General features: G+C 61.3%; 19 protein-coding genes. 12 read left to right on the forward strand and 7 right to left on the reverse strand.

Going from position 1 to position 24992, the window contains the following annotated elements:
* The first annotated feature begins 6 nt into the window (after positions 1-6).
* The 7 genes from BLT00_RS02255 to BLT00_RS02285 all read left to right on the forward strand — a co-directional run bounded on the left by BLT00_RS02255 (position 7) and on the right by BLT00_RS02285 (position 9224).
* Positions 7-948: an ABC transporter permease gene (locus BLT00_RS02255; RefSeq protein WP_092142232.1), complete on the forward strand. Its 942-nt coding sequence runs from the start codon at positions 7-9 to the stop codon at positions 946-948.
* A complete protein-coding gene (locus BLT00_RS02260; RefSeq protein WP_092142229.1) occupies positions 945-1814 on the forward strand; it encodes an ABC transporter permease in 870 nt (289 codons plus the stop codon). The genes BLT00_RS02255 and BLT00_RS02260 overlap by 4 nt, the downstream gene beginning before the upstream one ends.
* A 2-nt stretch (positions 1815-1816) precedes the next feature.
* Entirely contained in the window at positions 1817-3448 is a 1632-nt protein-coding gene (locus tag BLT00_RS02265) for an ABC transporter ATP-binding protein (RefSeq protein ID WP_092142226.1), read from the forward strand.
* 129 nt (positions 3449-3577) lie between these two features.
* Positions 3578-4858 (forward strand): OprD family porin, encoded by a 1281-nt coding sequence (locus tag BLT00_RS02270; protein WP_092142223.1) that lies wholly within the window; start codon positions 3578-3580, stop codon positions 4856-4858.
* Between the two features lie 66 nt (positions 4859-4924).
* On the forward strand, positions 4925-6439 hold the full coding sequence (locus BLT00_RS02275; protein WP_092142220.1) for a serine hydrolase domain-containing protein: 1515 nt from the start codon (positions 4925-4927) through the stop codon (positions 6437-6439).
* Positions 6436-7761, forward strand: a complete 1326-nt coding sequence (locus BLT00_RS02280; protein WP_092142217.1) for an omega-aminotransferase AptA — start codon at positions 6436-6438, stop codon at positions 7759-7761. Before BLT00_RS02275 ends, BLT00_RS02280 begins: the two co-directional genes overlap by 4 nt.
* Before the next feature lie 14 nt (positions 7762-7775).
* A complete protein-coding gene (locus BLT00_RS02285) occupies positions 7776-9224 on the forward strand; it encodes an aldehyde dehydrogenase family protein (RefSeq protein WP_092142214.1) in 1449 nt (482 codons plus the stop codon).
* 178 nt (positions 9225-9402) lie between these two features.
* On the opposite strand, the gene BLT00_RS02290 is transcribed toward BLT00_RS02285, so the two are convergent.
* The gene (locus tag BLT00_RS02290) at positions 9403-10653 is read right to left on the reverse strand and encodes an MFS transporter (protein ID WP_092142211.1); all 1251 of its coding nucleotides are present in this window, start codon (positions 10651-10653) and stop codon (positions 9403-9405) included.
* A 181-nt stretch (positions 10654-10834) separates the two neighbouring features.
* Positions 10835-11227: an ester cyclase gene (locus tag BLT00_RS02295; protein ID WP_092142208.1), complete on the reverse strand. Its 393-nt coding sequence runs from the start codon at positions 11225-11227 to the stop codon at positions 10835-10837.
* A gap of 212 nt (positions 11228-11439) precedes the next feature.
* Here BLT00_RS02295 and BLT00_RS02300 point away from each other — a divergent pair, with 212 nt between their 5' ends.
* From BLT00_RS02300 to BLT00_RS02310, 3 genes are all read left to right on the forward strand, one after another.
* Positions 11440-11865 (forward strand): YciI family protein, encoded by a 426-nt coding sequence (locus tag BLT00_RS02300; RefSeq protein WP_063321741.1) that lies wholly within the window; start codon positions 11440-11442, stop codon positions 11863-11865.
* 23 nt (positions 11866-11888) lie between these two features.
* Positions 11889-12296, forward strand: a complete 408-nt coding sequence (locus BLT00_RS02305) for a VOC family protein (RefSeq protein WP_063321740.1) — start codon at positions 11889-11891, stop codon at positions 12294-12296.
* Positions 12297-12462: 166 nt separating this feature from the next.
* Positions 12463-14208: an OPT family oligopeptide transporter gene (locus tag BLT00_RS02310; RefSeq protein ID WP_092142205.1), complete on the forward strand. Its 1746-nt coding sequence runs from the start codon at positions 12463-12465 to the stop codon at positions 14206-14208.
* Positions 14209-14231: 23 nt separating this feature from the next.
* Here the strand turns inward: BLT00_RS02310 and BLT00_RS02315 are convergent, their stop codons facing one another.
* The 3 genes from BLT00_RS02315 to BLT00_RS02325 form a co-directional block, all read right to left on the reverse strand.
* Positions 14232-14471, reverse strand: a complete 240-nt coding sequence (locus BLT00_RS02315) for a hypothetical protein (protein ID WP_063321738.1) — start codon at positions 14469-14471, stop codon at positions 14232-14234.
* Between the two features lie 326 nt (positions 14472-14797).
* Positions 14798-15721 (reverse strand): LysR family transcriptional regulator, encoded by a 924-nt coding sequence (locus BLT00_RS02320; protein ID WP_092142202.1) that lies wholly within the window; start codon positions 15719-15721, stop codon positions 14798-14800.
* A 33-nt stretch (positions 15722-15754) separates the two neighbouring features.
* The gene (locus BLT00_RS02325) at positions 15755-16729 is read right to left on the reverse strand and encodes a quinone oxidoreductase family protein (protein ID WP_092142199.1); all 975 of its coding nucleotides are present in this window, start codon (positions 16727-16729) and stop codon (positions 15755-15757) included.
* A gap of 462 nt (positions 16730-17191) precedes the next feature.
* Between BLT00_RS02325 and BLT00_RS02330 the strand changes: the two genes are divergently transcribed.
* Together BLT00_RS02330 and BLT00_RS02335 are read left to right on the forward strand one after the other, a co-directional pair.
* A complete protein-coding gene (locus tag BLT00_RS02330; RefSeq protein ID WP_092142734.1) occupies positions 17192-18211 on the forward strand; it encodes a substrate-binding domain-containing protein in 1020 nt (339 codons plus the stop codon).
* Complete coding sequence (locus BLT00_RS02335) at positions 18199-21222, forward strand: EAL domain-containing protein (RefSeq protein ID WP_092142196.1); 3024 nt, start codon at positions 18199-18201, stop codon at positions 21220-21222. Before BLT00_RS02330 ends, BLT00_RS02335 begins: the two co-directional genes overlap by 13 nt.
* 126 nt (positions 21223-21348) lie before the next feature.
* On the opposite strand, the gene BLT00_RS02340 is transcribed toward BLT00_RS02335, so the two are convergent.
* Positions 21349-23121 carry an acyl-CoA dehydrogenase C-terminal domain-containing protein gene (locus BLT00_RS02340; protein ID WP_092142194.1) on the reverse strand — a complete coding sequence of 591 codons (1773 nt, stop codon included), beginning with the start codon at positions 23119-23121 and terminating at the stop codon, positions 21349-21351.
* A gap of 162 nt (positions 23122-23283) precedes the next feature.
* Positions 23284-24906, reverse strand: a complete 1623-nt coding sequence (locus tag BLT00_RS02345; RefSeq protein WP_092142191.1) for an acyl-CoA synthetase — start codon at positions 24904-24906, stop codon at positions 23284-23286.
* Positions 24907-24992 lie beyond the last annotated feature (86 nt).

Here is a 24992-nt window from a genome sequence, read left to right on the forward strand (position 1 = left end):
ACGGCTATGTTTCGATTCATATTGCACAGGCTCGGCATGGCGGTGCCGACCCTGTTGCTGATCTCGGTCATTGTGTTTGCCTTGATCCGCCTGATCCCCGGTGACCCTGCGCTGCTGATGCTCGGCGACATGGCCGACCCGAAAAGCCTGGCCGATATGCGTAGAAGCCTGGGGCTGGATCATTCAGTGGTGACTCAGTATCTGGTCTGGCTCAAGTCGGTGCTCAGTGGCGACCTTGGAATATCCATCAGCAGTCGCCAGCCTGTGCTGGAGTTGCTGGTCGAGCGTTTCAGCGTCAGCGCCACGGTGGTGCTGGTGGCAGTGTTACTGGCGACCCTGCTCGCGGTGCCGGTGGGCTTGCTCGCGGCCTGGAAGCAAAACAGCGCGATGGACCTGGGCCTGGTGGCGACTGCGACGTTGCTGTTGTCGGTGCCGAGTTTCTGGCTGGGGTTGCTGTTGCTGTATGTCTTCGGCATTCAGTTGGGTTGGTTGCCGGTGATCGGCTACGTCGGCTTCGCCAGCGACCCTGTGAAGGCGCTGACGTATGTGGTGCTGCCGATCATCACCTTGACCCTCGTGGAGTTCGGCGCCATTGCGCGGATGGCGCGGGCCAGCACCATTGAAGTGCTCCGCCTGGAGTACATCGCCCATGCTCGGGCCAAGGGCTTGTCCGAGCGTGCGGTGCTGTGGAAGCACGCCTTGCGCAACGCGTTTGCGCCGACCTGGACGCTGATCGGTCTGATCCTCGGCAATTTGCTCGGCGGTATCGCAGTCCTGGAGACCGTATTCACCTTGCCGGGTATCGGCCGGTTGATGGTCGATGCGATTTTTTCCCGCGACTACCCGGTGCTGCAAGGCTGCCTGCTGCTGGTGACGTGCATCTACGTGGTGGTCAACCTGTTGGTGGATCTGCTGTATCCGTTGTTCGATCCAAGGGTGAAGCTATGAATCCCAAGACACCTGCTTTGCCGACCGGGCTGGTTACTCCGCCTCGGCGGTCCTGGCGTTACCCGCCGCTGAATGCATTGATCGGCGGCACGTTGCTCGCCGCCCTGGTATCGCTGGCTCTGCTGGGCGTGGTGTGGACGCCGTACGATCCACTCAAGCTGGACCTGTTGTCGCGCCTGCATGCGCCGAATGCAACGCACTGGCTAGGCACTGACGAATTCGGCCGCGACGTATTCAGCCGTTTGATCATCGGTGCGCGCACCAGTTTGTGGATCAGCCTGCTCTCGGTAAGCGTGGCGGTTGTCTGCGGCACGGTGATCGGCATGCTCGCCGGTTACCTGCGTGGTTGGACCGATCGCGTGCTGATGATGCTCAACGATGCACTGCTGGCGTTCCCCGGCATTCTCATGGCGCTGGGCATCATGGCGATCGTCGGCGCCAGTCAGTACGGCATCGTGCTCGCGCTGGGCATCGCTTACACCCCCTCGGTGGTGCGAGTGGTGCGGGGCAGCGTGTTGTCGCTGCGGGAGCTGGAGTTTATCGAGGCGTCGCGAGTGATTGGCAACTCGGAGTTGTACACCATGTTCCGGCACATCACCCCGAACTGTCTGGCGCCGCTGTGCGTGCTCGCCACCAGCATGTTCGGCTGGGCCTTGCTCTCGGAGAGTGCGCTGAGCTTCCTTGGCCTTGGGGTGCCACCGCCCGCCGCCACCTGGGGCAGTATGCTTTCGGCCAGCCGTACCTACATTTCGACTGCGCCGTGGTTGGGTATCTTCCCGGGCATCTTTATCAGCCTGACGTTGTTGGCTATCAATCTGTTCGGCGATGCCTTGCGTGATCGTCTCGACCCGCGCATGAGGAAATGAGCATGAGCGCTCCAGTTACGTTACTGGCTGTTGAAAATCTACAGATTCGTGTCGGCGCGGACGGTCCGCTGGCCGTCGATGACTTCAGTTTCACCATGGCCCCCGGTGAAATCGTCGCGTTGGTGGGCGAGTCGGGCAGCGGCAAGACCATGGCCGCCCGTGCTGCCATTGGCTTGCTGCCGGCGCCCATGCAGGTGTGTGGTGGTCGTATCCTCTTTCAGGGTGAGCCACTCGATAGCGGCAATGCCAAGGCAATGCGCAGCGTGCGCGGTGCACGGATCGGCATGGTCTTCCAGGAACCGATGGTTTCGCTCAACCCGGCCTTGACGATCGGCCGGCAGATGAGTGAGGCACTCAAGCTACACACCGCGCTCGACGCCGCGACTATCCGTCTGCGCTGTATCGCCATGCTGCAGCGCATCGGCATCAAGGACGCCGAGAAGTGCCTGGCGTCTTACCCGCACCAGTTCTCCGGCGGCATGCGCCAACGCATCATGCTCGCGTCGGTGATGTTGCTGCGCCCGGCACTGCTGATCGCCGATGAGCCGACCACCGCGCTGGATTGCCTGGCACAACTGGACGTGATCGAGCTGATGCTGGAACTGACGCGTGAGCAAGGCACTGCGATCTTGTTTATCAGCCACGACCTGTCCCTGGTGGCGCGTTATGCCCACAAGGTGGTGGTGATGCGCTCGGGTAGGGCGGTGGAGCAAGGCCGGATCGAAGACATCCTGTTCGCACCAAAGGCCGAGTACACCCGGCAGTTGCTGGAAGCGCTGCCACGCCGTGGCGAGCTGGTGCCATTGCCGTCGGCCGACCGCGCGCTGTTGCAGGTTCAGGATGTGTGCATCGAGCATCCCGGCCCGCGCAGTTTTTGGGGGCGCAGCGTGCCAAAGCGCGTGGTGCACTCGGTGAACCTGAGCATCGCTCCCGGCGAGACCCTGGCCCTGGTCGGTGGTAGCGGCTCGGGTAAGACGACCCTCGGCCGTGCGGTGGTCGGATTGGTCACGCCATGTGCCGGGTCGATCCTCTTCCAAGGCGTGGACATACTCAAGGCCGCCAACCGCACGCATCGCCTGCACTGCCAGATGATTTTCCAGGACCCGTATTCGTCCCTCGACCCACGCATGACCGTCGGCCAGATCATCGCCGAGCCGTTGCGCCATGAGCCAGGGCTGACACCCGCGCAAAAACGCCAACGGGTCACCGAGACCCTGGTCGACGTGGGCCTGCCTGAACAGTTCCGCGAGCGCTTTGCTCATCAACTCTCCGGTGGTCAACGCCAGCGCGTGGCGATTGGTCGGGCGCTGGTCAGGCGGCCCAAACTGGTGATCGCCGACGAGCCGATCTCGGCATTGGATATGACCATCCAGAAGCAGATCCTCGAACTGTTCGAGCGTCTGCAACGCCTATATGGGTTTGCCTGCCTGTTTATCTCCCACGATCTCTCGGCGGTGGAACGTATCGCCCATCGCGTGGCGGTGATGAATCAGGGCGAGGTGGTGGAGATGGGCTCGCGGGACATGATCTTCGACACCCCACAACACCCCTATACCCGCCGGCTGCTCGCGGCGGCCAGCCCCTTGGAGAAACGTGCGGATGGCAGTTATCGCCTCCGTGCCAGCGTGATTTAGCGACTGCTGTACCCCAGGCCACGGTTTGAACCCCGACCCTTCGTAAATCAGTGATTTGCGGAGCCGGCGAAGCCATGGCCGAAGAAAACAAAAACAAACCCACTCAACCTGTCTGCCAGGAACGTACACATGAATAACCGCATCACCAAAGTCGTTATCAGTGCTGGTGTCATGGGCGCCGGTTTCATGCCCCTGTTTGCCCAGGCTGACTTCGTCGCTGACAGCAAAGCTGCGCTTGAACTGAAAAACTATTACTTCAACCGCGACTACCGCGAATCCAGCGGGCAGAACAAGCGGGCGGAGTGGGCACAGGGGTTTATCCTCAACGTTGAATCGGGTTTCACCGAAGGTACCGTCGGTTTGGGTATCGACATGGTCGGCATGTTGGGGGTGAAACTCGATTCCAGCCCGGACAACTCAGGCACCGGGTTGCTGGCACGCTCAAGCGTGGCCGAGCCGGGCTCCCCCAGCTATGCCCGTCGCGCCCATGACAACTACGCCAAAGTCGGTATCACCGGCAAGGCGCGCCTGGCGCAGAGCGAGCTGCGCGTGGGCTACATGGTGCCGGACTTGCCAACCCTGCAACCGAACCTCAGCCGTCTTTTTCCACAGAGCTTCAGTGGTACGGCGCTGGTCTCCAAAGACATCGACAACCTGACGCTGAACGTGGGCCAACTGGATCAAGTCAAGCAACGTGACTCGACTCACTACGAGGACATGGGACTTACCAGCCAGTACGGTGCCTACAAAAGCAGCGCCAAAAGCGATGAGTTTCGCTACGCCGGCGGCGAGTACAAACTGACGCCCAGCACCGTGGTCACCTACCAGTTCGCGCAGCTGGAGAGCCTGTACCAGCAGCACTACCTGGGTCTCAAAAACAGCTTCAAGTGGGGCCCTGGTACGTTCAAGACCGACATCCGTTACTTCAACGCCAACGAAGACGCCGCGGCGCTGGCCGGCAAAGTCGATAACCGTGCATTGAGTACCCGTGTGGGCTACGGCCTCTATGGCCACAGCCTGAGTGGTGGGTACCAGGCGCAGTACGGTTCGACACCGTTCACTTATGTCGACGGCACCAACACTTACCTGTTCACCGAATACCAACTGGCCAACTTCTCCCAGACCGGCGAACGGGTATGGCATGCCCGCTATGACTATGACTTCGCCACGCTGGGCATGCCGGGGCTGTTGTTTTCGACGCGTTATGCCCGGGGGGACAACGCCAGGGTCATCGGCTTCAACGGGGAAGGGCGTGAGTGGGAGCGTGATTTCAGCCTGGGCTATGTGGTGCAGAACGGCACTTTCAAGAACGTGTCGCTGCGTTGGCAGAACGCCAACGCCACCAGCAACTTCGCCCGCGACACCAATGAAAACCGAGTGATCCTGGGCTACACCCTGGCGCTCTGGTAGCGGTAACGACGCGCAGCAGGGTGAGCCTCTTGCGCGTCCAAGCAGTGTAATGAGGGGATAGATCAGATGACGAGTTTGCCGTTGCGGCGGGCAGCGCCCAGTCAACAACGCGTATCGGCGCGTGGCGTGAGTGATTTCATCGATGCGGTGAATGCCGCGGGCCTGGAGCTGCACAGTTTCATGCTGTATCGCGAAGGCGCGGTGGTGGCCGAAGCATTCTGGACGCCTTACCGTGCCGACCGGCTCCACGTCCAGCACTCGGCGACCAAGAGCTGGGTGTCCATGGCCATCGGGTTGTTGGTCGACGATGGCGTGCTGTCGCTGGATGCCAAGGTCGTCGGTTTTTTTGCCGCCGATTGCCCGGCTCACATCAGCGAACACCTGGCGGCCATGACCGTGCGCGATTTGCTGACCATGCGTACCGGTCACCGGCGGGGCATCTCCGGCGGAGCCTGGCGCGGCCGCAGTGAAAGCTGGGTCAAATTGTTCCTTGATGAGCCGGTCGAAGACCCGCCAGGACAACGCTTCATCTACAGCAGCGCGTCGAGTTTCATGCTCTCGGCGATTGTCACGGCGGTCAGTGGCCAGACAGCCTTTGAACTGTGCAACGCACGTATCTTTCAACCCATGGGCATGGGCCGCATCGAGTGGGACCTCGCGCCCGGGGGCTATAACACCGGCGGTAATGGCTTGAGTTGCTGCACCGAGGATTTGCTCAAGCTCGGTGTGCTGCACTTGCAGCAAGGCCGCTGGGAAGGGCAGCAATTGCTGTCCAGCGAGTGGGTGGCCGAAGCCACGCGCGGGCATGTCGAGGATGTATGGATGGGGACCTTCGACGGCAAGCGCTACCTCGGGCGCGATGAATCAAGCGACGCCGGCATCACGCGCCGCGAGGGGTACGGTTATCAATGGTGGATGACCCTGCACGGTGGCTACTACGCCTCCGGGGTGTTTGGTCAGCAGTGCATTGTGCTGCCGAAGCAGAAGGCGGTGATTGCGTTTACGGCTGGGCTGCCTTTGGGCGAGCGGCGTTTGCACGGCCTGCTGTGGGAGCATCTGTTTCCTGCCCTGGACGTGTCGGCCGACAGCGGGGCCGATGAAGGGCTTGCCGCACTGTTGGCGCGCCAGCAACTGCCACCCCTGGCTGGCGCGTCGACCTCGCCGCGCCAAGCCGAGTTCAGCGGCACGTTCGAGATGGAGGCCAATGAAGACCAGGTCAGCCAGGTGCGCCTGGTGTTCGGCGCCGGCTACTGTGAGTTCTACCTCACGGATCCGCGTGGGACCCACTGCATTCGCGCCGGATTCGCCGACGCCATCGAAAGCCGCACCAGCATGACCGGCCACTACCTGCATCACCAGTACCAGGCGCCCATCACTCCAGTCGTGGCGCAAGCGGCCTGGATCGATGGGGCGTTGATCATGGCCTGGCAATTTGTCGAAACGGCGTTTTGTGATCGCGTCACCTGCCGGCTTGAGCACGGCACCTTGTCTGTAGACCGCAGCGTCAATGTCAACGCAGGCCCGTTGCAGCGCCCGACGCTGACCGGCCATCCGAGTAAAGCTCTGCAGGAGTCACTATGAACGATATTACCAACCCGACAGGTTCCGCGCGTGGCGCATTCTGGGCGCCGTTTACCCCGATGCGCCAGTTCTTGCAGCAACCGATGATGTTCACCAGCGCCGACGGTATGTACTACACCACCACCGATGGCCGGCGTGTACTCGATGCAATGGCGGGGTTGTGGTGCGTCAACGCCGGGCATGGCCAGCCCAGAATCGTCGAGGCCATTCGCGAAGCGGCGGGGCGCCTGGATTTCGTCTCGTCGTTCAAGATGAGTCACCCCCAGGCCCTGGAGATGGCCGAGCGCCTGATCGGCATCAGCCCGGCGGGCATGGAGCAGGTGTTCTTTACCAACTCGGGTTCCGAGGCGGTGGACACTGCGCTGAAGATCGCCCGGGCGTATCACCAGGCCCGGGGCGACAGCCGTCGCACCAAGTTTATCGGGCGGGCCAAGGGGTACCACGGCATGGGGTTCGGGGGCCTTTCGGTGTCGGGTATCGGCCGGCAGAAACGTGACTTTGGCCCGTTGCTGGGAGAGGTGTCACACCTGCCGCTGCCGTACGACGCGGGAATGCGTTTCAGCGTGGGGCAGCCGCAGCAGGGCGTGGCTTACGCCGAGGCACTGTCGCAACTGCTGGACATCCAGGACCCGGGCACCGTGGCCGCGGTCATCGTCGAGCCGGTAACCGGCTCCGGCGGCGTGTATCCACCGCCTCAGGGGTATTTGCAACGATTGCGCGAGATCTGCACCCGGCACGGCGTGCTGCTGATATTCGACGAAGTGATTACCGGCTTTGGTCGCGTCGGCGCCAGCTTTGCCGCCCAAGCGTTCGGCGTTACGCCGGACCTGATCACCACCGCCAAAGGCCTGACCAACGGCGCCGTGCCCATGGGGGGTGTGTTGGTCAGTGGCGCGGTGTATGACGCGTTCATGGCCGGGCCGGCGAACACCATCGAGCTGATGCACGGTTACACCTATTCGGCGCACCCGCTGGCGTGTGCGGCTGGGTTGGCGACCATCGAGGTGCATCGTGAATTGGGCATCAACCAACACGTCAATGCAGTCAGCGGCCTCTGGCAGTCTGCCGCGCTGACGCTGCAGGGCGTTGGTCCGGTGCTGGACGTTCGCGCCATCGGCTTGCTCTGTGCCGTGGAGCTGGAGCCGCGTCCCGGTGCCATCGGCGCGCGCGGCAGCGAAGTCGCACAGTGGTGCTTTGAGCATGGCGTACTGGTGCGCGGCTCGGGTGACACCATCGTGATCTCGCCGCCGTTGGTCATCAGCCCGCAAGAGATCGCCCAGGTGTTCGACACCTTGGCGCGTGCGTTGAGTCAGGTTGCCTGAGGGGAGTGGATCGCATGTCTGATTTGTTTGAGTTCTACATTGATGGCGACTGGGTCAAGCCGCACGGCGACACCGTCGAAACGGTGGTCGACCCGTCTACCGAGCAGGTGGTTGCGCGCATCATCCTGGGTGACGCCCATGATGTGGACCGCGCCGTCTGCGCGGCACGCCAGGCTTTCCCCGCGTTCGCCGCGAGTTCGCTTGAGTCGCGTATCGACCTGCTGCACAGCATTATCGAGGCCTACGAACGCCACAGCGAGGCTTTAATCGAAGCGGTCCACCTGGAGATGGGCGCACCACTTTCCCTGGCTCGCAATGCTCATGTGCCGGCGGGCCTGGGCCATCTGGTACAGGCGCTGCAAGTGCTGCGCGAGTACCGCTTCGAACGTCGCTTGGGCAATTCGCTGGTGGTGCGTGAGCCCATCGGCGTGAGTGCCCTGATCACGCCTTGGAACTGGCCGCTCAATCAACTCACCTGCAAGCTGGCGCCCGCCTTGGCGGTGGGCTGCACCGTGGTACTCAAGCCGAGCGAGCGCGCGCCGTTGTCAGCCCATATCCTCGCCCAGGTACTCCATGAGGCCGGAGTACCCAAAGGCGTGTTCAACCTGGTCAACGGCGACGGCCCTGGCGTGGGCGCCGCACTGGCACGTCACGCTGATGTGGATATGGTTTCTTTCACCGGCTCGACTCGCGCCGGTATCGCGGTGGCCAAGGCAGCGGCCGATACGGTCAAGCGTGTGTCCCAGGAACTGGGCGGGAAATCCGCGAATATCCTGCTCGATGACGCCTACCTGCCTGACGCGGTGCGGCACGGCGTGTTGGGTTGTATCCGCAACAGTGGCCAATCATGTAATGCACCGACGCGCCTGCTGGTGCCCCGTGCGCAACAACAGGCGGTGATCGATATCGCCAGAGAAGTGCTGGCACAGGTGTGCTTCGACGACAGTAACCCGACCTCGGCGATCGGTCCGGTGGCGAACGCCCAGCAGTTCGAGCGGGTACAGGCCATGATCGCGCGGGCCATTGCCGAGGATTCGCGGTTGATCGCCGGAGGGCTGGGACGGCCACAAGGGATTGAACGCGGCTACTATGTGCAACCGACGATATTTGCCGACATCACGCCGGATAAGTGGGTGGCACGCGAAGAAATCTTCGGCCCGGTCCTGGTGATCATGCCGTATGACAGTGAGGCCGAGGCGATAGCCATCGCAAACGACAGCCCTTACGGCTTGTCGGGTTACGTCACCTCGGCAAGCCTGGAGCGCAGCCGCACGGTTGCCCGCCAACTGCGCACGGGCATGGTCCACCTCAACGGCGCACGGGCTGACCAGGCCGCGCCGTTTGGTGGCTATAAGCAGTCGGGTAATGGACGTGAATGGGGTGAGCTGGGGTTTGACGAGTACCTGGAGATCAAGTCGCTGTTCGGGTATGAGCGGTTACAAACTGTCGGCTCATTGCCGTAGCGTGGTATTGCGCAGATAGCGCGGGGTCCGGCGGATTGCTCGACATGCTCATCATCCGGCGATCAGCGCCGGCCAGGCTCGGGGCCTATCATTTAGTGATCCGTTACCGAGACTTGGCTTGGCTGTTGGAGCAATACGCGAACGTTGGGCGTTCCCCTTTATTGAGTCAGAACCGCAGTCAGAAAACGGTTTTCTTGAAGGGGCGAGCGGATACGCCTCGATAGAACGACAAAATGGCCAGCACCTGCACGACGACCGCGCCTGTCACGACGGCGACGATCGCGTGATTCGGATCGGTGAAGGCGGAGCGTACCAGGCCGAAAAAGGCCGGGGCGAAGGCGTAGGTGGCCTGACTGATCGCGACCATCAGGGCGATCACCTTGGCGGTTTGTTCACGGCTGAACTCGGTCTGGGCTATCAGTGGCGGCAAGGAGGTGGCATTGCCAATGCCCGAACCGATCAACACCACGGCTATCCAGGCCACTGTCGGGTGAAGGTCCAGGCCGAGAAGCATCAGCGTGCCCAGCATCTGGATGGCATAACCGAGGCAGGCCAGTTGTCGGCGGTTCATGCCTTGGATCATCAAGCGTGCGGCGACGTATCGCCCGCCCATCGCACTGGCAGTGGCCAGGCCCATGGCGAATGAGGCCTCATGCGCTCCCATGCGACCCACCAGGATCGAGTACAGGTGCGCGATCAAGCCGATCTGGGCGAACAGCCCCAAGGACATGCCGGCTGCCAGGGTGCGGAAACTTGCCGAGCTGAGGGTCTGCTTGGCGGTCCACGGCGTGGCGCTGGCGCTGATCGGCACGGGTTCCGGTTGGTCTGCATTGTCGGGATGTTGCCCCAGGCTTTGTGGGCTTTTGTTGAAGACCAGGAAAGCGAAGGCGCCTATGAGCAGCACCGCGACAATGCTGATCACCAGCGCCGCCATGGCAAAGCCGAAACGCTCGATCAGCAACACCCACAGCGGCGAAAAGATCACGCCACCCAGGCTGGCGCCGTTGTAGGCCTTGCCCAGGGCCTTGGGTCTTTCCTTGACGTACCACGGCGCGATCAGGGTGTTGACGGCCGCGGCACCCAATGTCACCCAGCCAATACCCGAGCAGAGGGCGCCGCTATACAGCACCCATAATTGGTTGGCGTGAGCCCAGATGTTCACGCCGATGCCCAGGAGGACACTGCCCAGCAGGGTGATGACGGGTATCCCGAAGCGTGCGTAAAGGCGTGGCAGGTTGGCGATGACAAGCGTGCCGCTGAGAAAGTGCAAGGTCACGGCAGCCGAGACCTGGGCGATCGGCCAACCCGTGCGCTCCATGACCGCTTGCATATAAATCGGCGGGCCATAGAAGCCGACCCCCCAACCGATCATCGCCAGGATGAACGTGCAGGCCAGTACGGTTTTGCCAAAAAAGCGGGTGTGTGTCATCGCCATCTCCTCCAGGGTGGCTCACAGACTATGGGATCGACAGGTTCCTCAATTCGAGGTGCGTCGAACTATGGATGTCGAGCACGATTGCTTCCTGGATTTGGTTTTCGCGTCACTCCGGGACGCTGCTGCCGGCGGGTACGATGCACAGGCAGTTCAACTCACAGCCCTGGAGCATCCGCTACATTGAATGGAGCTGAGCTTCAATCGCTTCCTTGTCGATAATCGACCAGACCTCACGGATCCTGCCGTCCTCGAACGCGTAGAAGACGTTTTCCGTGAAGGCGATCCGTGCTCCATTAACAGCAAGCCCCAGGAACTCCCCAACCGGTGTGCAATTGAAGGCCAGGCGAGCCGCCAGCTTGGGTGGGTCGATCACCAGAAATTCGACTTCAAAGCGCAAGTCGGGAATGTCCCGATAGTTCGCTTCCAGCATGCTTTGATAGCCATGCAATCCTAATCGTCTCGCGTTGTGAACCACCTCCTGGTGCACAAAAAGGCCCAGGTTTTCCCAATCCTGTGCATTCAGGCAGGCAATGTAGTCGTTATAAATATCTGCAAGATTCGAGGTCATGGGGACCGATCTCCGCTACGTGTTTGTTCAAAAAGCATAGTCATGCTGCAGCTTCGGCCTGCTCGTCGTGACGTGGGCAGCTCCATTGAGTGTGCCAGCGGCATATCGAAAAATAATGGCGTCGATCTGTCGATTTCGGCCAATGCCATTCGATTAACCCATAGAGCCGCCACACGGACGGCCTAATCCATTCACTCTCAGGAGATCAGAGCATGCGATTTATGGTGATCGTCAAAGCCAGTCCGGAATCGGAAGCCGGAGAAATGCCTAGCGAGGAACTGCTGGCCGCCATGGGTGCCTACAACGAAGAACTGGTCAAGGCCGGGGTGATGCTCGCTGGTGAAGGCCTGCACCCCAGCGCCGAGGGCGTGCGCGTGCAGTTTTCCGGCAAGGACCGGACGGTGATCGATGGGCCCTTTGCTGAAACCAAGGAGTTGATCGCCGGTTTCTGGATCTTCAAGGTCCAGTCATTGCAGGAGGCCATCGACTGGGTCAAGCGCTGCCCCAACCCGATGGTCAGCGACAGTGAAATCGAGATCCGCCAGATCTTCGAGCTCGAGGAGTTCGGCGAGTCCTTAACCCCTGAGTTGCGCGAGCAGGAAGAACGCTTGCGGGTGCAGATGTCTGGCCAATCCTGAAACCGACTACAGGAGACCCTACCATGAGAATCATTCCTTACCTGACCTTCAACGGTAACTGCAAGCAAGCCTTCGCTTTGTATAAAGAGGTACTGGGCGGCGATCTGTTTTCCATGTCTTTTGCCGAGGCCCCCGAGGAAACCGGGATGCCCAAGGACCCCAACCTGATCATGCACGCTTGCCTGACCGTCGGCGCCTTCAGCCTGATGGCCTCCGATTGCCCGCCAGGCCAGCCGTTTCGCAAGCCGCAAGGCGTGTCGGTCTCCCTCAATGTCGACAGTGTGGAGGAGGCCGAGCGGCTGTTTAAAGGCTTGAGTGCAGGTGGCAGCGTGTACATGCCCTTGGAGAAGACCTTTTGGGCGGAACGCTTTGCCATGTTCGAAGACCGTTTCGGGATTGCCTGGATGGTCAATTGCGAGGGGGAAAAATAAGTCGAGCGCAGCCCATGGATGGACGACTCGGGTGAACCTTGCGCCAATACTGCGTTCACTTATTGAGGTGCCGTTTTAAGTGGTCCTGTGGGAGCGAGCAAGCTCGCTCCCACAGGGGGCCAGTCTGAATCTGGCGGCCGCCCTCCAGTGCCGATAAGGACTTCGCATGCATCCAACCTCGTCCACATTTCCCTTGACCACCGCCGTCGAACGCGAACTCAGTCCGCGTGCGGTCAGTACGGGAATCGTCCTCGGTATCCTGCTGACGCCTTCCAATGTCTATGCCGGGTTGAAGATCGGCTGGTCGTTCAATATGTCGATCATCGCCTTGCTGGTTGGCTATGGCATCTGGCAAGGCTTGGCGAGTCGATCGGTGGGGCGACTGCCCTGGACGCTGCACGAAAGCAATATCAACCAGACCGTGGCCTCTGCCGCTGCGTCGATCATTTCCGGTGGGTTGGTTGCTCCTATCCCGGCCTATACCTTGCTGACTGGCCAGCAGTTGGACGCCATCCCCATGGTGGCCTGGGTCTTTTCGGTGAGCTTCCTGGGGATCTGGATTGCCTGGTACTTGCGCCCGTCACTGCTCAATGACAAGGCGCTGAAATTTCCCGAGGGCATGGCGACCCTGGAAACCCTGCTGCATATCTATAACCACGGCCACGAAGCCGCGACGCGCTTGAAGGTGCTGCTCAGCGCCGCGTTACTGTCCGGGTTGGTCAAGGCGGTCGACACCTTCATGTGGGCCATCCCGCGCTGGTCTCCGAGCGCCCAACTGGAGCGCCTGACGTTTACCGCCGACCCTTCGCTGTTGTTAGTGGGGTTCGGCGGGATCATCGGTATTCGCGTGGGCCTGACCCTGCTGCTCGGTGCCTTGCTGGCGTGGGGCGGGTTGGCGCCGTGGCTGCTGGGGCAGGGCCTGGTGCGGTTGCCGCATGGCAGCAGTGGCCCGCAGTTCGCGGCGCTGGTGGAGTGGTTGCTCTGGCCGGGGGTGAGCCTGATGGTCTGCTCGACCCTGGCCTCGTTGGCGATTCGCTTGTGGGCATTGCACCGGTCCACCAAGGCGGGCGGCGGGGCGATCTGGACGATACCCAAGCCTGGGCCTGCCGTCGGTTTCATACTGTCGATCATCCTGGTGGTGAGCCTGCAAGTGCTGTTGTTCGGCATCAATCCGTGGATGGCCTTGTTGACCATCCCCTTGGCGATCTGCTTGGCGGCGGTGGCCGCCCGGGTGGTGGGCGCCACAGGCATTCCGCCGATCGGGGCCATCGGCCAATTGTCCCAGTTGAGTTTCGGCATCGTCGCCCCGGGGCAGGTGCCGATCAATCTGATGAGCGCCAACACCGCCGGTGGTTCGGCCGGGCAGTGCACCGACCTGATGAACGACTTCAAGGTCGGCCGGGCGATCGGCGCCACGCCGCGCAAACAACTGATCGCCCAGACCCTCGGCATTTTCGTCGGTAGCATCGTCGGGGTGTTGGCCTACCTGGCCCTGATCCCGGACCCGCCAACCATGCTGCTCACCGAAGAGTGGCCGGCCCCGGCGGTCGCCACCTGGAAGGCCGTGGCGCAAACCCTGACCCTGGGTCTGGATTCGTTGTCAGCGAGTATTCGCTGGGCGATTTTCATCGGCGGCCTGATCGGCTTGTTGTTGGGGATCCTCGACAGCCTGCTGCCGGCGCATCGGGCTCGCTACTTGCCAAGCACGGCGGCTTTGGGCCTGGCCTTTGTCTTGCCGGCCTCGGTGTCGCTGATGATGGCCCTTGGTGCGGTGCTGACGTGGCTGGTGAGCTGTCGCTGGCCGAGCCTCACGGAACGCTTCGCCATCACCGCGGCGGCGGGGTTGATTGCCGGGGAGAGCATTACCGGGGTGGGGGCGTCGTTGTGGCAGATGCTTACCAACGGCTCGTAGGTGCGGCGTGCCTACTTCAACGGCTAAGGCTGGCCTGCGGTCTTGGTGGAGACAATTTTGCCGTAGTTTTCTGCTGGCGGCGTCTCGACGACCAACATACGTCCTTTGCGACACTTGAACTTCACCCCTTTGCGCGGCGCCATGACTTTGGCCGTCTCCATGCACATTGCCTTGGAAGCAAAGGTTGGCCCTGGTTGTCGTTCCTCGACACAGCCTTCGAAGCCACTGCAGATCGTCATCACAACAAAATAAACAGTCATCATCTCGGTGTCGCTCCATTGAGAGATGCGATTAATTACTTCCTGTAGTCCAGGTCGGTGGCCTAAACGTTTTGCGGGGGTTGCCTGCGGATGATGAGCTTCGATCTGAACCCCCAGCAATGGCACAGGGGTACCGTGCGTCGGGAAACCGTCGCTGTATTAATTTATTTTTATTTGGTTGGTTTTTGTGCCAATAAGTTGGCGTCATCCGGGGTGAAGTGGGCGGGCTCGAGGTGGCTTGGGATGGCCGTCACCGGGCGGTGAAATGGCGCAGAGAAACGAAAAACCTGTGGGAGCGAGCTTGGTTGGTATTGTGCCGTCGGCCTGTTTCATGAGGACCTGGCAGTGCCCGTTTGGACAAGCTTGGCCTCGAGCCATTCCTTCAGCGCCAGTGTGGCGCAGGAGGCGAATTTCGCCGAGGGCCGGATAAGGTAGATCCCTCCTTTTGCCCCCAACTCCCAGTCCGGTAATACCCTGACCAGTTCTTTGTTTGCCAACGCACGGCTGAACAGCCACTCCCCCGCACCCAGGATGCCGGTACCCGCAATGGCTGCGCTCAAAAGCGCTTCACTGTCGTTGGACACCAGGGAGCCTTGGGGGCGTACGGTCACTTGTTCACTGGCGCTGATCAGCTTCCATTCAGGATATGACGCCAGCCCCGTGAACCCCAGGCAGTTATGATGGGTCAGCTCCGTGGGTGACGCTGGCCAGCCATATCGTTCGATATAACCAGGAGACGCGCAAAGAATGCGCCGATGATCGCCGAGGCGCTTGGCAATCAGGCGGCTATCGTTGAGTTCCCCCAGGCGTATCGCCACATCGAAGCCTTCGGCGATCACATCAACCAAGCGCTCGCTGTAGTTCACGGTGAGCGTCAAATGTGGATGGGCCGCCAGGAACTCCGGCAGTATCGGCGCCAACCAGAGCCTGCCCAGGGCGGCCGGCACCGCCAGCCGCAGATTGCCGCGCACCTCGGCAGCCCCTGACGCTGCCTCTTGTTCTGCTTCATCCATCAACTCGGTTGCCAACCGCAGGCGCTTGACCAGAAGGGTTCCTGCCTCTGTCAGGCGGATATGGCGGGTGCTGCGTTCTAGCAGCCTGACCCCCAGCCGGGCTTCCAGCGCCGCGAGGCGCTTGGAAATGATCGTGGGGTGGCGCTGCAAAAGCCGAGCGGCCGCCACAAATGAACCTTGCGATTCGAGCGCGAGCAACGCGGCAAATTCGTCTGTGTGGCGGCTATCCAGTGTGATCACGTGTCCACGGCCTCCAGGCTTCTCAAGGACATCTCAGGGAGTGAGCAGGAGAGTACCTGAAGCGCGGCCGCTTTCCAGGTCCGCGTGGGCTTGTGCGGCGTTCTCCAGCGGGTAGGTTTTCCAGACGGCGGGTTCGATGATCCCGGCCTGGAGTGCAGCCAGGACGTCATTGGCGCGCGCCTGATACTCCTCGACGCTGCTGGTGTGGGCGGCAATCGAAGGGCGGGTGAGGAACAGCGAACCCTTGGCATTCAGCAGGCCCACTTCGACCGCTTGTGGCGCGCCTGACGACGCGCCGAAAGACACCATCAGCCCGCGCGGGCGCAGGCAATCGAGCGATGCCGCGAACGAGAGACGTCCAATCGGGTCGTAAACCACATCGGCCTTCCTGCCGTCGGTGATTCGAGCCACCTCCTGCGCCAGTGTCTGTGCATCGAAAACCAGGACATCATCGCAGCCCAGTGCACGTGCCTTCTCGACGCTTTGCGCACGAGAGACGACACCGATCACGAAAGCGCCCAGGTGCTTGGCCCACTTGGCCATGATGGCGCCCACACCGCCGGCGACGCCATACAACACCATGACCGTTCCCGGCCCCACCGGATAAGTGCTCTTGAGCAGGTACTGGGCCGTGATGCCCTTGAACAGAACGGCGGCGGCATCCTGGAAACTGATCGAGTCGGGAAGGGGCACCAGTTTCCCGGCCGGAACCAATCGACCACTTGCGTAGGCACCCAACGGGCCGGTGGCATAAGCCACGCGATCACCCACTTTGACTTGAGTGACATCCGGCCCCACGGCAGCGACCACCCCGGCCCCCTCCAGACCCAACCCCGACGGCAGGGCGACGGGAACCGCGCCGTTGCGCTGGCTGACGTCGAGGTAGTTGATACCAATGGCATGCTGCTCGACCCACACTTCACCGAGGCCGGGCGCAGCATGATCGTTTTGTCGGACCTCTAGAACGTCCGGTCCACCTGTGGATGAAAAACCAACGACAGTGACCATCTCAGCGACTCCTCAGGGTTTGAAATAGATGTCACTGGAGGATGATTGCAGATCAGTGCATGGACAATACCTTGGATATGCATGGCATAGCTGCACCTTATGCAGCAATCCGCTTGCTCGAATCCGTGGTTGGGCTGACCCTGTCTTTGCTTGGATTCCTGTAATTTTTTATCACCTGCATCGCACTTTTACCCACAAAGGACTTGGTGGCAGCAGAACCGACTATTCTTTCGGAACACTGCCTTCTTGGCAAAAAGGGACGTCATGCCAGACATCGATCGCACCACCGGCCCCACACACGGCATTACATGCGTCGATCGAACCTGTTCGATTGGGCCCAGGTTTCCAGGATCCTCGTTACTCCGGATGGCTTTAATGACGGTGTCCTGCCTTTTCACGGCAACTTCCGCATACAGCCAGGACCTGTCAACCGTAGCGGGACTCGAAAACACCACGGTCACGGTGATGCAAGCGCAGGAGGTCGTTGCCAGGGCCACCCTTGGCGCCGCGCGCTGGAGCGGCCCTGTGTCCGGCCCGCAAGCCCAGCGGGGCAAGAGCATCGTGCTTGTCGCAGAAGATTTGCGTAACGGAGGCATTGTCGGTGTCGCGCAGGGTGCCCGGGAGGCCGCCAATGCGTTGGGCTGGACGCTGAAGATATTCGATGGTGCCGGCTCATCGGCCGGGCGCGCAAAAGCCTTTGCCGATGCCCTGGCCGCGAAGCCTGACGGCCTTATCCTGTGCGGCTCCGACGCTCTTGAGAACAAGGCCGCGCTGCTGCTCTTCGCCAACAAGGAGATACCGGTGGTTGGCTGGCACGCCGGGGCACGCCCGGGGCCGATTGACGGCACGCCGGTGGCCATGAATGTCACGACTGACCCGCTTGACGTGGCGCGTCTCACGGCCATGGCGGCAGTGGCGCAATCAAATGGACGCGCCGGCGTGGTCATCCTGACCGACTCCAAGTACAGCATTGCCATGGCGAAAGCCAAGGCCATGGAAGACGTCATTCGGGCCTGTCGTGAATGTACGTTGCTGGAGGTGCGCGATGTGGCGATCTCCGAAAGTGGCGAGAGGATGCCGGCGGTGACCAAGGAATTGCTTCAGCACTATGGCAAACGCTGGACCCATGCGTTGGCTATCAACGACATCTATTTTGACTATTCGATTGCCTCGCTGACCGCCGCCGCCATACCCAGTGACGGCATCAGTCTGTTGTCTGCCGGTGACGGCAGCGCTTCGGCTTTCCTGCGCATACAGGCAAAAACCTACCAGACCGTGACGGTGGCCGAGCCGCTCAACCAGCATGGCTGGCAAGTGATGGATGAGTTGAACCGGCTGTTTGCAGGTCAGCCAGTGAGCGGCTTCGTCGCGCCGATTCACTTGGTCAATAACGACAATATCGCCTTCGATGGCGGGAAAAAATTCCAGTACGATCCTGACAATGGCTATCGAGACATCTATCGCCACCAATGGAATCCCTGATGTTGGACGTGACTTCCCGGCTTGGACGCCAGCTATTGCCCCAATCGCTGCGCGCACAATTCACCCTGGCGTTCCTGACGCTGGCGCTGCTGATCCTGGCAGGTGGTGCTACAGCGGTCTACGCGCTGCGCACCTCGAACAGCGCGACTCGACAACTGACGGATGAACGACTGGTCCGCATGCAAAATGGGCAAGACATGGTGCAGCGCACCTTGCTGATCGAACGCCAGACTGACCAGCTTCTGACAACCCGTTCCTCCGACATCCTGCGTTCAAGCTATGCAGCGACCGTCGAACAGCTTGAAGCCCTCGATCAACTGGTGCAGCAACTGACTGCCGCAAACAGTGGCGTGGCGATACTCGACATGCATCAGTCGAGTCAGATGTTCCGCAATACCGCCAACATCGTGGCGCAACTGCGAGAAAGCCTGCTGCAAACCGAGGTCACCTTCGAGCAGGCCCTGGCGGATCACACTGCTCGATTAACGGCGGCCCAGACCCGGGCCAGCCTGGAGTTGGCGGTGCTGCTTTTCGATCTGCCGCAGGCCGTTGACAGTGAGGCCGTGCAACGGCTGCGGGCCCGATATGAGCGCCTGCCACGCACCGTCGGCGCGTTATCCGACGCTGAGGTGCAGATTCCGGATCTCTTCTCCCTGCGCCAGACGCTCATCAATCAACACAACGTCCTGCAGCGTTTCAACGAGCAACTCAAGAATGAGGCCGGGGTCCTGGTCGCGGTGGCCCGTACGCAATCGAATGCCTACACCCAAGACTATCGCGAAGCGGTACAGCGTCTGGTTGAGGCCTCGAATCGCAGCCAGCGATGGGTGCTGATCATGTTGGGCGCCAGCCTGGTGTTCGCCTGGTTCGTGACCCGGGTTTTCATGGGCCGTCATGTGCTCGTGCGCCTGAATGAAATAAGCCGGCAATTGCGTCAGGAACACACGGACAAAACGCATTTGATGATGGCCGACCATGGGAAGGACGAGATCGGCAACATGGCGCGGGCGGTGAATCAATTTCTCGAAGACCGACTTCAACTGGAGAAAAGAACGGCCCAACTGAGTATCGCCACAGAACGGCTCGCCGTGCAAAACGATCGATTGGAGCAGGAGGCCATCGTTCGTGCCGGACAAGGTCATGTCCTGGAACTGATCGCCAGGAGCACCGAGCTTACAGAAGTGCTCGATAGCCTGGCGCACCTGGTCGAGTCCCAACTGGAGGGCATGAAGGTCTCCATCCTGCTGCTGGATGAGGAGGGCAAACACTTGATGCACGGGACTGCACCCAGTTTGCCGAAAGCCTATAGCGAGCTCATCGACGGAATTGAAATCGGTCCGAACGTCGGTTCATGTGGTACCTCGGCGTATCGACGAGAGCCGGTCATTGTCACGGACATCGAGCAGGATCCACTGTGGGAAGCGTACCGTTCACTGGTGGCGCCCTATGGGTTTCGCGCCTGCTGGTCGACGCCGATCCTGTCCCATGAGCGAAAGGTCTTGGGTACCTTTGCCTTGTATGCCAACACCGTGCGCAGCCCCAGCGCGGCCGAGACGCAACTGATCGACATGGCCACACCGCTTGCCGGCATTGCGATAGAACGCCAACTGACCGAAAAGCGCATTCGCTTTATGGGCGACCATGACGCCCTGACCGGGCTGCCGAATCGCACGCTGCTCGAAGACCGCCTCAAGCAGGCGATGCTATATGCCCAGCGCTATAACCGGCTGGTGACAGTGGTGTTCCTCGACCTGGACAAATTCAAACTGGTGAATGACAGCCTTGGGCACAGTGCCGGGGACGAACTGCTGAAAACCGTCGCCCAGCGCATGCTGGGATGTGTACGGCGTACCGACACCGTGGTGCGACTGGGTGGCGACGAGTTTGTGATCATCCTGTTCGACCAGCCCTCGGACCTGGACGGCGTGACGCCCGTCCTGCACAAGATCCAGGAAGCCATCCTGCGGCCGATTCAACTCAGCGGCCATACGCTCCACGTCACCTGCAGCATGGGGTTGGCCACGTACCCTACCGATGGCACTGACACCGACACGTTGCTCAGCAATGCGGACGCCGCCATGTACCGTGCCAAGGAGCTGGGGCGCAACAGCTTCCAGTTCTATACGAGCGAGATGAATAACAAGGTCCAGGGCAAGCTCGCCATGCAAGACGGGCTGCGAAGCGCACTCAACAATGACGAGTTCCTGCTGTTGTACCAGCCACAAGTGGATTTGCAGTCAGGCCAGATCATCGGCGTGGAGGCATTGATCCGCTGGCAGCATCCCGAGCTCGGCATGGTCTCTCCCATCAAATTCATTCCCCAGGCCGAAGAGACCGGGCTGATCGTGCCCATCGGCGACTGGGTGATTCATAGCGCCTGCAGACAGAACAAGGCGTGGCAGGATGCCGGCTGGCCGCCGATCACCATGTCGGTGAACATCTCGGCTCGCCAGTTCATCGAAAGGGACCTGATCGACCGGGTGATGCATGCCTTGCAGGAATCCGGACTGGACCCGATGTACCTTGAGCTGGAGCTGACCGAAAGCCTGATCATGCAAGACCTTCAGCAAGCCATCAGCAAAATGAAGGCCCTGCAAGCCATGGGGATCAGCCTTTCGATCGACGACTTCGGCACCGGCTACTCCAGCCTCGCCGCATTGAAAAGCTTCCCGATCGCGAGGCTCAAGATCGATCAGTCTTTCGTGCGTGATCTGCCCGACAACGAGAACGACAAAGCCATCGCCACCGCCGTGATTTCGTTGGGGCACAAGCTGAATCTCAAGGTCATTGCCGAAGGGGTCGAAACCGAGGAGCAGCAAACCTTCTTGCGTGATAACGGCTGCGATGAAATCCAGGGGTATTTTTTCAGCAAGGCGGTCAGCGCGCAGGAGATCGGTCTGTTGTTGCGTATGCCCCGCCTGCCTCACGCGAGCCGTATTGCGAGCCCTGGTACGCCCAGGCAAAACAAACGTGATGTAAAACGCCCGAGCGGTCCAGTGTCTGGGCATTGATGATGCAGTTGGCTGCTGGGCTCGGCCAAGTGCATGGGTCGACCAGGCTGCGCATGAGCGCGACCCTCGCCTGGAATCAGGCGCGAACACCCACACGGGGGTGCAGGTGTTCGGCGTTATCCGGCCTCAGAACTGTTCGGGTTGCAGTTGCAGCAGTGACGGGCTGCCGGCGCGGATGCTTTGTTCCAGGCTGAGGATCCGCGGCAGCAGACGGCTGAAGTAGAAGCGCGCGGTGCCCAGCTTGGCGCCATAGAACGTAGGGTCTGTGGCGTGTTGGTGTTCGGCTGTCTGGGCCATGCGTGCCCACATGTACGCGTAAGCGACATAGCCGAACAGCTGCAGGTACTCGACGCACGCGCTGCCGATGGCGTGGGGATCGAGGCTGGCCTGGTGCTGCAGCCAGTCGCTGAGGTTTTCCAGGCGTTGCACGGCGTCCAGCAATTCAGCGGCATAGGCGGCGCCGGGCAGGTAAGCGAAGTCACGGATCTGAGTGGTGAACAGGCGCAGGGCCACGCCGCCATTGCCCACTACTTTGCGCCCCAGCAGGTCGAGTGCCTGGATGCCGTTGGTGCCTTCATAGATTTGCGCGATGCGCACGTCGCGTACCAGTTGTTCCTGGCCCCATTCGCGGATGTAGCCGTGGCCGCCGAATACCTGTTGGCCATGGACGCAACTGTCCAGGCCGGTGTCGGTGAAGAAGGCCTTGGCCACTGGCGTCAGCAGGGCCACCAGGGCTTCGGCATCAAGCCGCTCCTGGGGATGGTCGCAGAACTTGGCCAGGTCCAGCTGCTGGCCGACGTAGCAGGCGAAGGCCCGGCCGCCTTCGGTCATGGCCTTCATGCTGAGCAGCATGCGTCGCACGTCGGGATGGACGATGATCGGGTCGGCGATCTTGTCCTTGGCCTGGGCGCCTGCGGGGGACCGACTCTGGATACGCTCCTGGGCATAACGGCGGGCGTTCTGGTACGAGGCTTCGGCGCAGCCAATGCCCTGGATGCCAATGGACAGCCGCTCGTAGTTCATCATGGTGAACATCGCCGCCAACCCCTTGTTGGCCTCGCCGATCAGCCAGCCACTGGCACCGTCGAAATTCATCACGCATGTGGCCGAGGCCTTGATGCCCATCTTGTGTTCGATCGAACCGCAGCTGACGGCGTTGGCTTTTCCGAGCGTACCCTGCGCATCAACGCGGATTTTCGGCACCAGGAACAGCGAGATGCCCTTGGGGCCGGCGGGCGCATCCGGCAGCTTGGCCAGCACCAAGTGAATGATGTTTTCCGTCAGGTCCTGCTCGCCGCCGGTGATGAAAATCTTGCTGCCGGTGATCCGGTAGCTGCCATCCGCCTGGGGCTCGGCACGGGTGCGAATGATGCCCAGGTCGGTGCCGGCATGGGCTTCGGTCAGGCACATCGAGCCGGCCCAGCGCCCCTCGTACATCGGTGGCAAGTACAGGGCCTTGAGCGCTTCGCTGGCGTGGGCGTCGATGGCCAGGCAGGCGCCGGAACTCAGCGCCGAGTACAGGGCAAAGCTGGAGTTGGCGGCGTAGAGCATTTCTTCGAACTGTACGGCGAGCATCTTTGGCATCCCCATGCCGCCGTAGGCCGGGTTGCCGCTCAGGCCAACCCAGCCGCCGTCGATGTAGGTCGAGTACGCTGCCTTGAAACCGTTCGGCGTGCTGACCTGGCCGTCGTGCCACTGGGCACCTTCCTCGTCGCCGCTGCGGTTGAGTGGAAAGATCAGGTGATGGGTGACCTTGGCAGCTTCTTCGAGAATCGCATCGGCGGTGGCGGCGTCGACGGTATTCGCCAGTGCGGGCAGGCGCGCCCAGAGGTTCGGTGCGTTGAAGACTTCATGCAGGACAAAACGCATGTCGCGCAACGGGGCGTTGAATTCGGGCATTGCAATGAACCTCATGCAAGGAAAGGAGGTGGAATGGCGCAGTCGCGCGGTTCACGGACCACGATCCCAGGCACCGCTGACGCGCGGGTGCTCGCTTACCCACGAGACGGCCGGTGAGAAGCCGGGCTTGTCAGCGATGCCTGGGTTTTTTCAGCGGTCGGGCTAGAGATTCTTCGCCATGTCGCGCAATACGAACTTCTGGATCTTGCCGGTGGAAGTCTTGGGCAGTTGGGTGAAGACCACCGTGCGTGGCACCTTGAAACCTGCCAGGTGCTCGCGACAGAAGCTGATGATCTCGGCTTCGCGCACGTCTGTATGGTCGGATTTCAGGGTGATGAAGGCACAGGGTGTTTCACCCCATTTTTCGTCAGGACGGGCCACCACGGCCGCTTCCAGCACTGCCGGGTGCCGATAGAGCACGCCTTCCAGTTCGATGGTGGAGATGTTCTCGCCACCGGAAATGATGATGTCCTTGAGCCGGTCGCGGATTTCCACGTAGCCATCGGCATGGGTCACGGCCAAGTCGCCGGTGTGGAACCAGCCACCTTCAAAGGCTTCGGCGGTGGCGCTGGGGTTCTTGAGGTAGCCCTTCATCACGGTGTTGCCGCGCATGAAGATCTCGCCGATGGTCTGGCCGTCATGTGGGGTTGGTTCGAGCGTCCTTGGATCGGCCACCATCAGCCCTTCCAGGGTCGGGTAGCGTACACCTTGGCGAGCCTTGATCTGGGCTCGCTGCTCCAGTGGCAGCTCATCCCAGGCCGCGTGCCAGGCGCATAGGGTCACCGGCCCGTAGACCTCGGTCAGGCCGTAGACGTGGGTGACCTTGATGCCCATTTCCTCGACGGCGCCAATCACCTTGGCCGGTGGCGCCGCTCCTGCAACCATGGCACTGACCGGATGGTCGATCGCGGCCTTGGCCGAGTCGGGCATGTTCACCAGGGCATTGAGCACAATGGGCGCACCGCAAAGGTGGGTGATCTGATGTTCGCGAATCAGATTGAGGATTTTTTGCGGGTCGACCCGGCGCAGGAACACATGGACGCCGGCCAGGGCGGTCACGGTCCAGGGATAGCACCAACCGTTGCAGTGGAACATCGGCAAGGTCCAGAGATACACCGGATGATTGCCCATGGCCCATGTCATTTGGTTGCCGAGGGAGTTGAGGTAGGCGCCGCGGTGGTGATAGACCACGCCTTTGGGGTTGCCCGTGGTGCCAGAGGTGTAGTTCAGGGATATGGCCTGCCATTCATCGTCTGGCCACTGCCAGGCGAAGTTCGGGTCGCCCTCGGCAAGAAACGCCTCGTAGTCCAGTTCACTGACCGCCTGGCCTTCGCCATATTCCGGATCGTCGAGGTCGATCACCAGGGGCGGATGGTCGAGCATGCCGATGGCCGCTTGCACCACGTCATGGAACTCACGGTCGGCGATCAATACCTTGGCTTCGCCGTGAGCCAGCATGAAGGCGATGGCCTCGGCATCCAGGCGTACGTTGAGGGCATTGAGCACCGCTCCGATCATCGGCACACCGAAGTGCGCTTCAAGCATGGCCGGAATGTTCGGCAGCATGACCGCCACCGTGTCGTTTTTACCGATGCCGCGACCGGCCAGGGCTGAGGCCAGGCGCCGGCAGCGGCGGTAAGTGTCGGCCCAGGTGCGCCGGATCGAGCCGTGGATCACGGCTGGATAATCGGGATAGACGCTTGCGGTGCGCTCGATGAAGCTCAGGGGGGTAAGGGCGGTGTGGTTGACGCCGGTTGGCGCAAGACCTTGCTCGTAGATGGACATGGCTGGGGTACCCGGTGGCTGATTATTAGCTCTATTGGCCGAGGTTCTCGGGGGGGGCACGGGCTGCCGGTGCTAGCCCAATCGCA

This window comes from Pseudomonas sp. NFACC51 (assembly GCF_900103575.1).
GTDB lineage: Bacteria > Pseudomonadota > Gammaproteobacteria > Pseudomonadales > Pseudomonadaceae > Aquipseudomonas > Aquipseudomonas fluorescens_Q.

What these genes read in the sequence shown, in the direction of transcription:
- BLT00_RS02275 (WP_092142220.1), top strand. Translation starts at nt 4,925, where the DNA reads ATGACGAGTTTGCCGTTGCGGCGGGCAGCGCCCAGTCAACAACGCGTA.
- BLT00_RS02255 (WP_092142232.1), top strand. Translation starts at nt 7, where the DNA reads ATGTTTCGATTCATATTGCACAGGCTCGGCATGGCGGTGCCGACCCTG.
- BLT00_RS02285 (WP_092142214.1), top strand. Translation starts at nt 7,776, where the DNA reads ATGTCTGATTTGTTTGAGTTCTACATTGATGGCGACTGGGTCAAGCCG.
- BLT00_RS02280 (WP_092142217.1), top strand. Translation starts at nt 6,436, where the DNA reads ATGAACGATATTACCAACCCGACAGGTTCCGCGCGTGGCGCATTCTGG.
- BLT00_RS02260 (WP_092142229.1), top strand. Translation starts at nt 945, where the DNA reads ATGAATCCCAAGACACCTGCTTTGCCGACCGGGCTGGTTACTCCGCCT.
- BLT00_RS02345 (WP_092142191.1), bottom strand. Translation starts at nt 24,906, where the DNA reads ATGTCCATCTACGAGCAAGGTCTTGCGCCAACCGGCGTCAACCACACC.
- BLT00_RS02325 (WP_092142199.1), bottom strand. Translation starts at nt 16,729, where the DNA reads ATGGTCACTGTCGTTGGTTTTTCATCCACAGGTGGACCGGACGTTCTA.
- BLT00_RS02310 (WP_092142205.1), top strand. Translation starts at nt 12,463, where the DNA reads ATGCATCCAACCTCGTCCACATTTCCCTTGACCACCGCCGTCGAACGC.
- BLT00_RS02265 (WP_092142226.1), top strand. Translation starts at nt 1,817, where the DNA reads ATGAGCGCTCCAGTTACGTTACTGGCTGTTGAAAATCTACAGATTCGT.
- BLT00_RS02340 (WP_092142194.1), bottom strand. Translation starts at nt 23,121, where the DNA reads ATGCCCGAATTCAACGCCCCGTTGCGCGACATGCGTTTTGTCCTGCAT.
- BLT00_RS02305 (WP_063321740.1), top strand. Translation starts at nt 11,889, where the DNA reads ATGAGAATCATTCCTTACCTGACCTTCAACGGTAACTGCAAGCAAGCC.
- BLT00_RS02295 (WP_092142208.1), bottom strand. Translation starts at nt 11,227, where the DNA reads ATGACCTCGAATCTTGCAGATATTTATAACGACTACATTGCCTGCCTG.
- BLT00_RS02290 (WP_092142211.1), bottom strand. Translation starts at nt 10,653, where the DNA reads ATGACACACACCCGCTTTTTTGGCAAAACCGTACTGGCCTGCACGTTC.
- BLT00_RS02270 (WP_092142223.1), top strand. Translation starts at nt 3,578, where the DNA reads ATGAATAACCGCATCACCAAAGTCGTTATCAGTGCTGGTGTCATGGGC.
- BLT00_RS02300 (WP_063321741.1), top strand. Translation starts at nt 11,440, where the DNA reads ATGCGATTTATGGTGATCGTCAAAGCCAGTCCGGAATCGGAAGCCGGA.
- BLT00_RS02335 (WP_092142196.1), top strand. Translation starts at nt 18,199, where the DNA reads ATGGAATCCCTGATGTTGGACGTGACTTCCCGGCTTGGACGCCAGCTA.
- BLT00_RS02315 (WP_063321738.1), bottom strand. Translation starts at nt 14,471, where the DNA reads ATGATGACTGTTTATTTTGTTGTGATGACGATCTGCAGTGGCTTCGAA.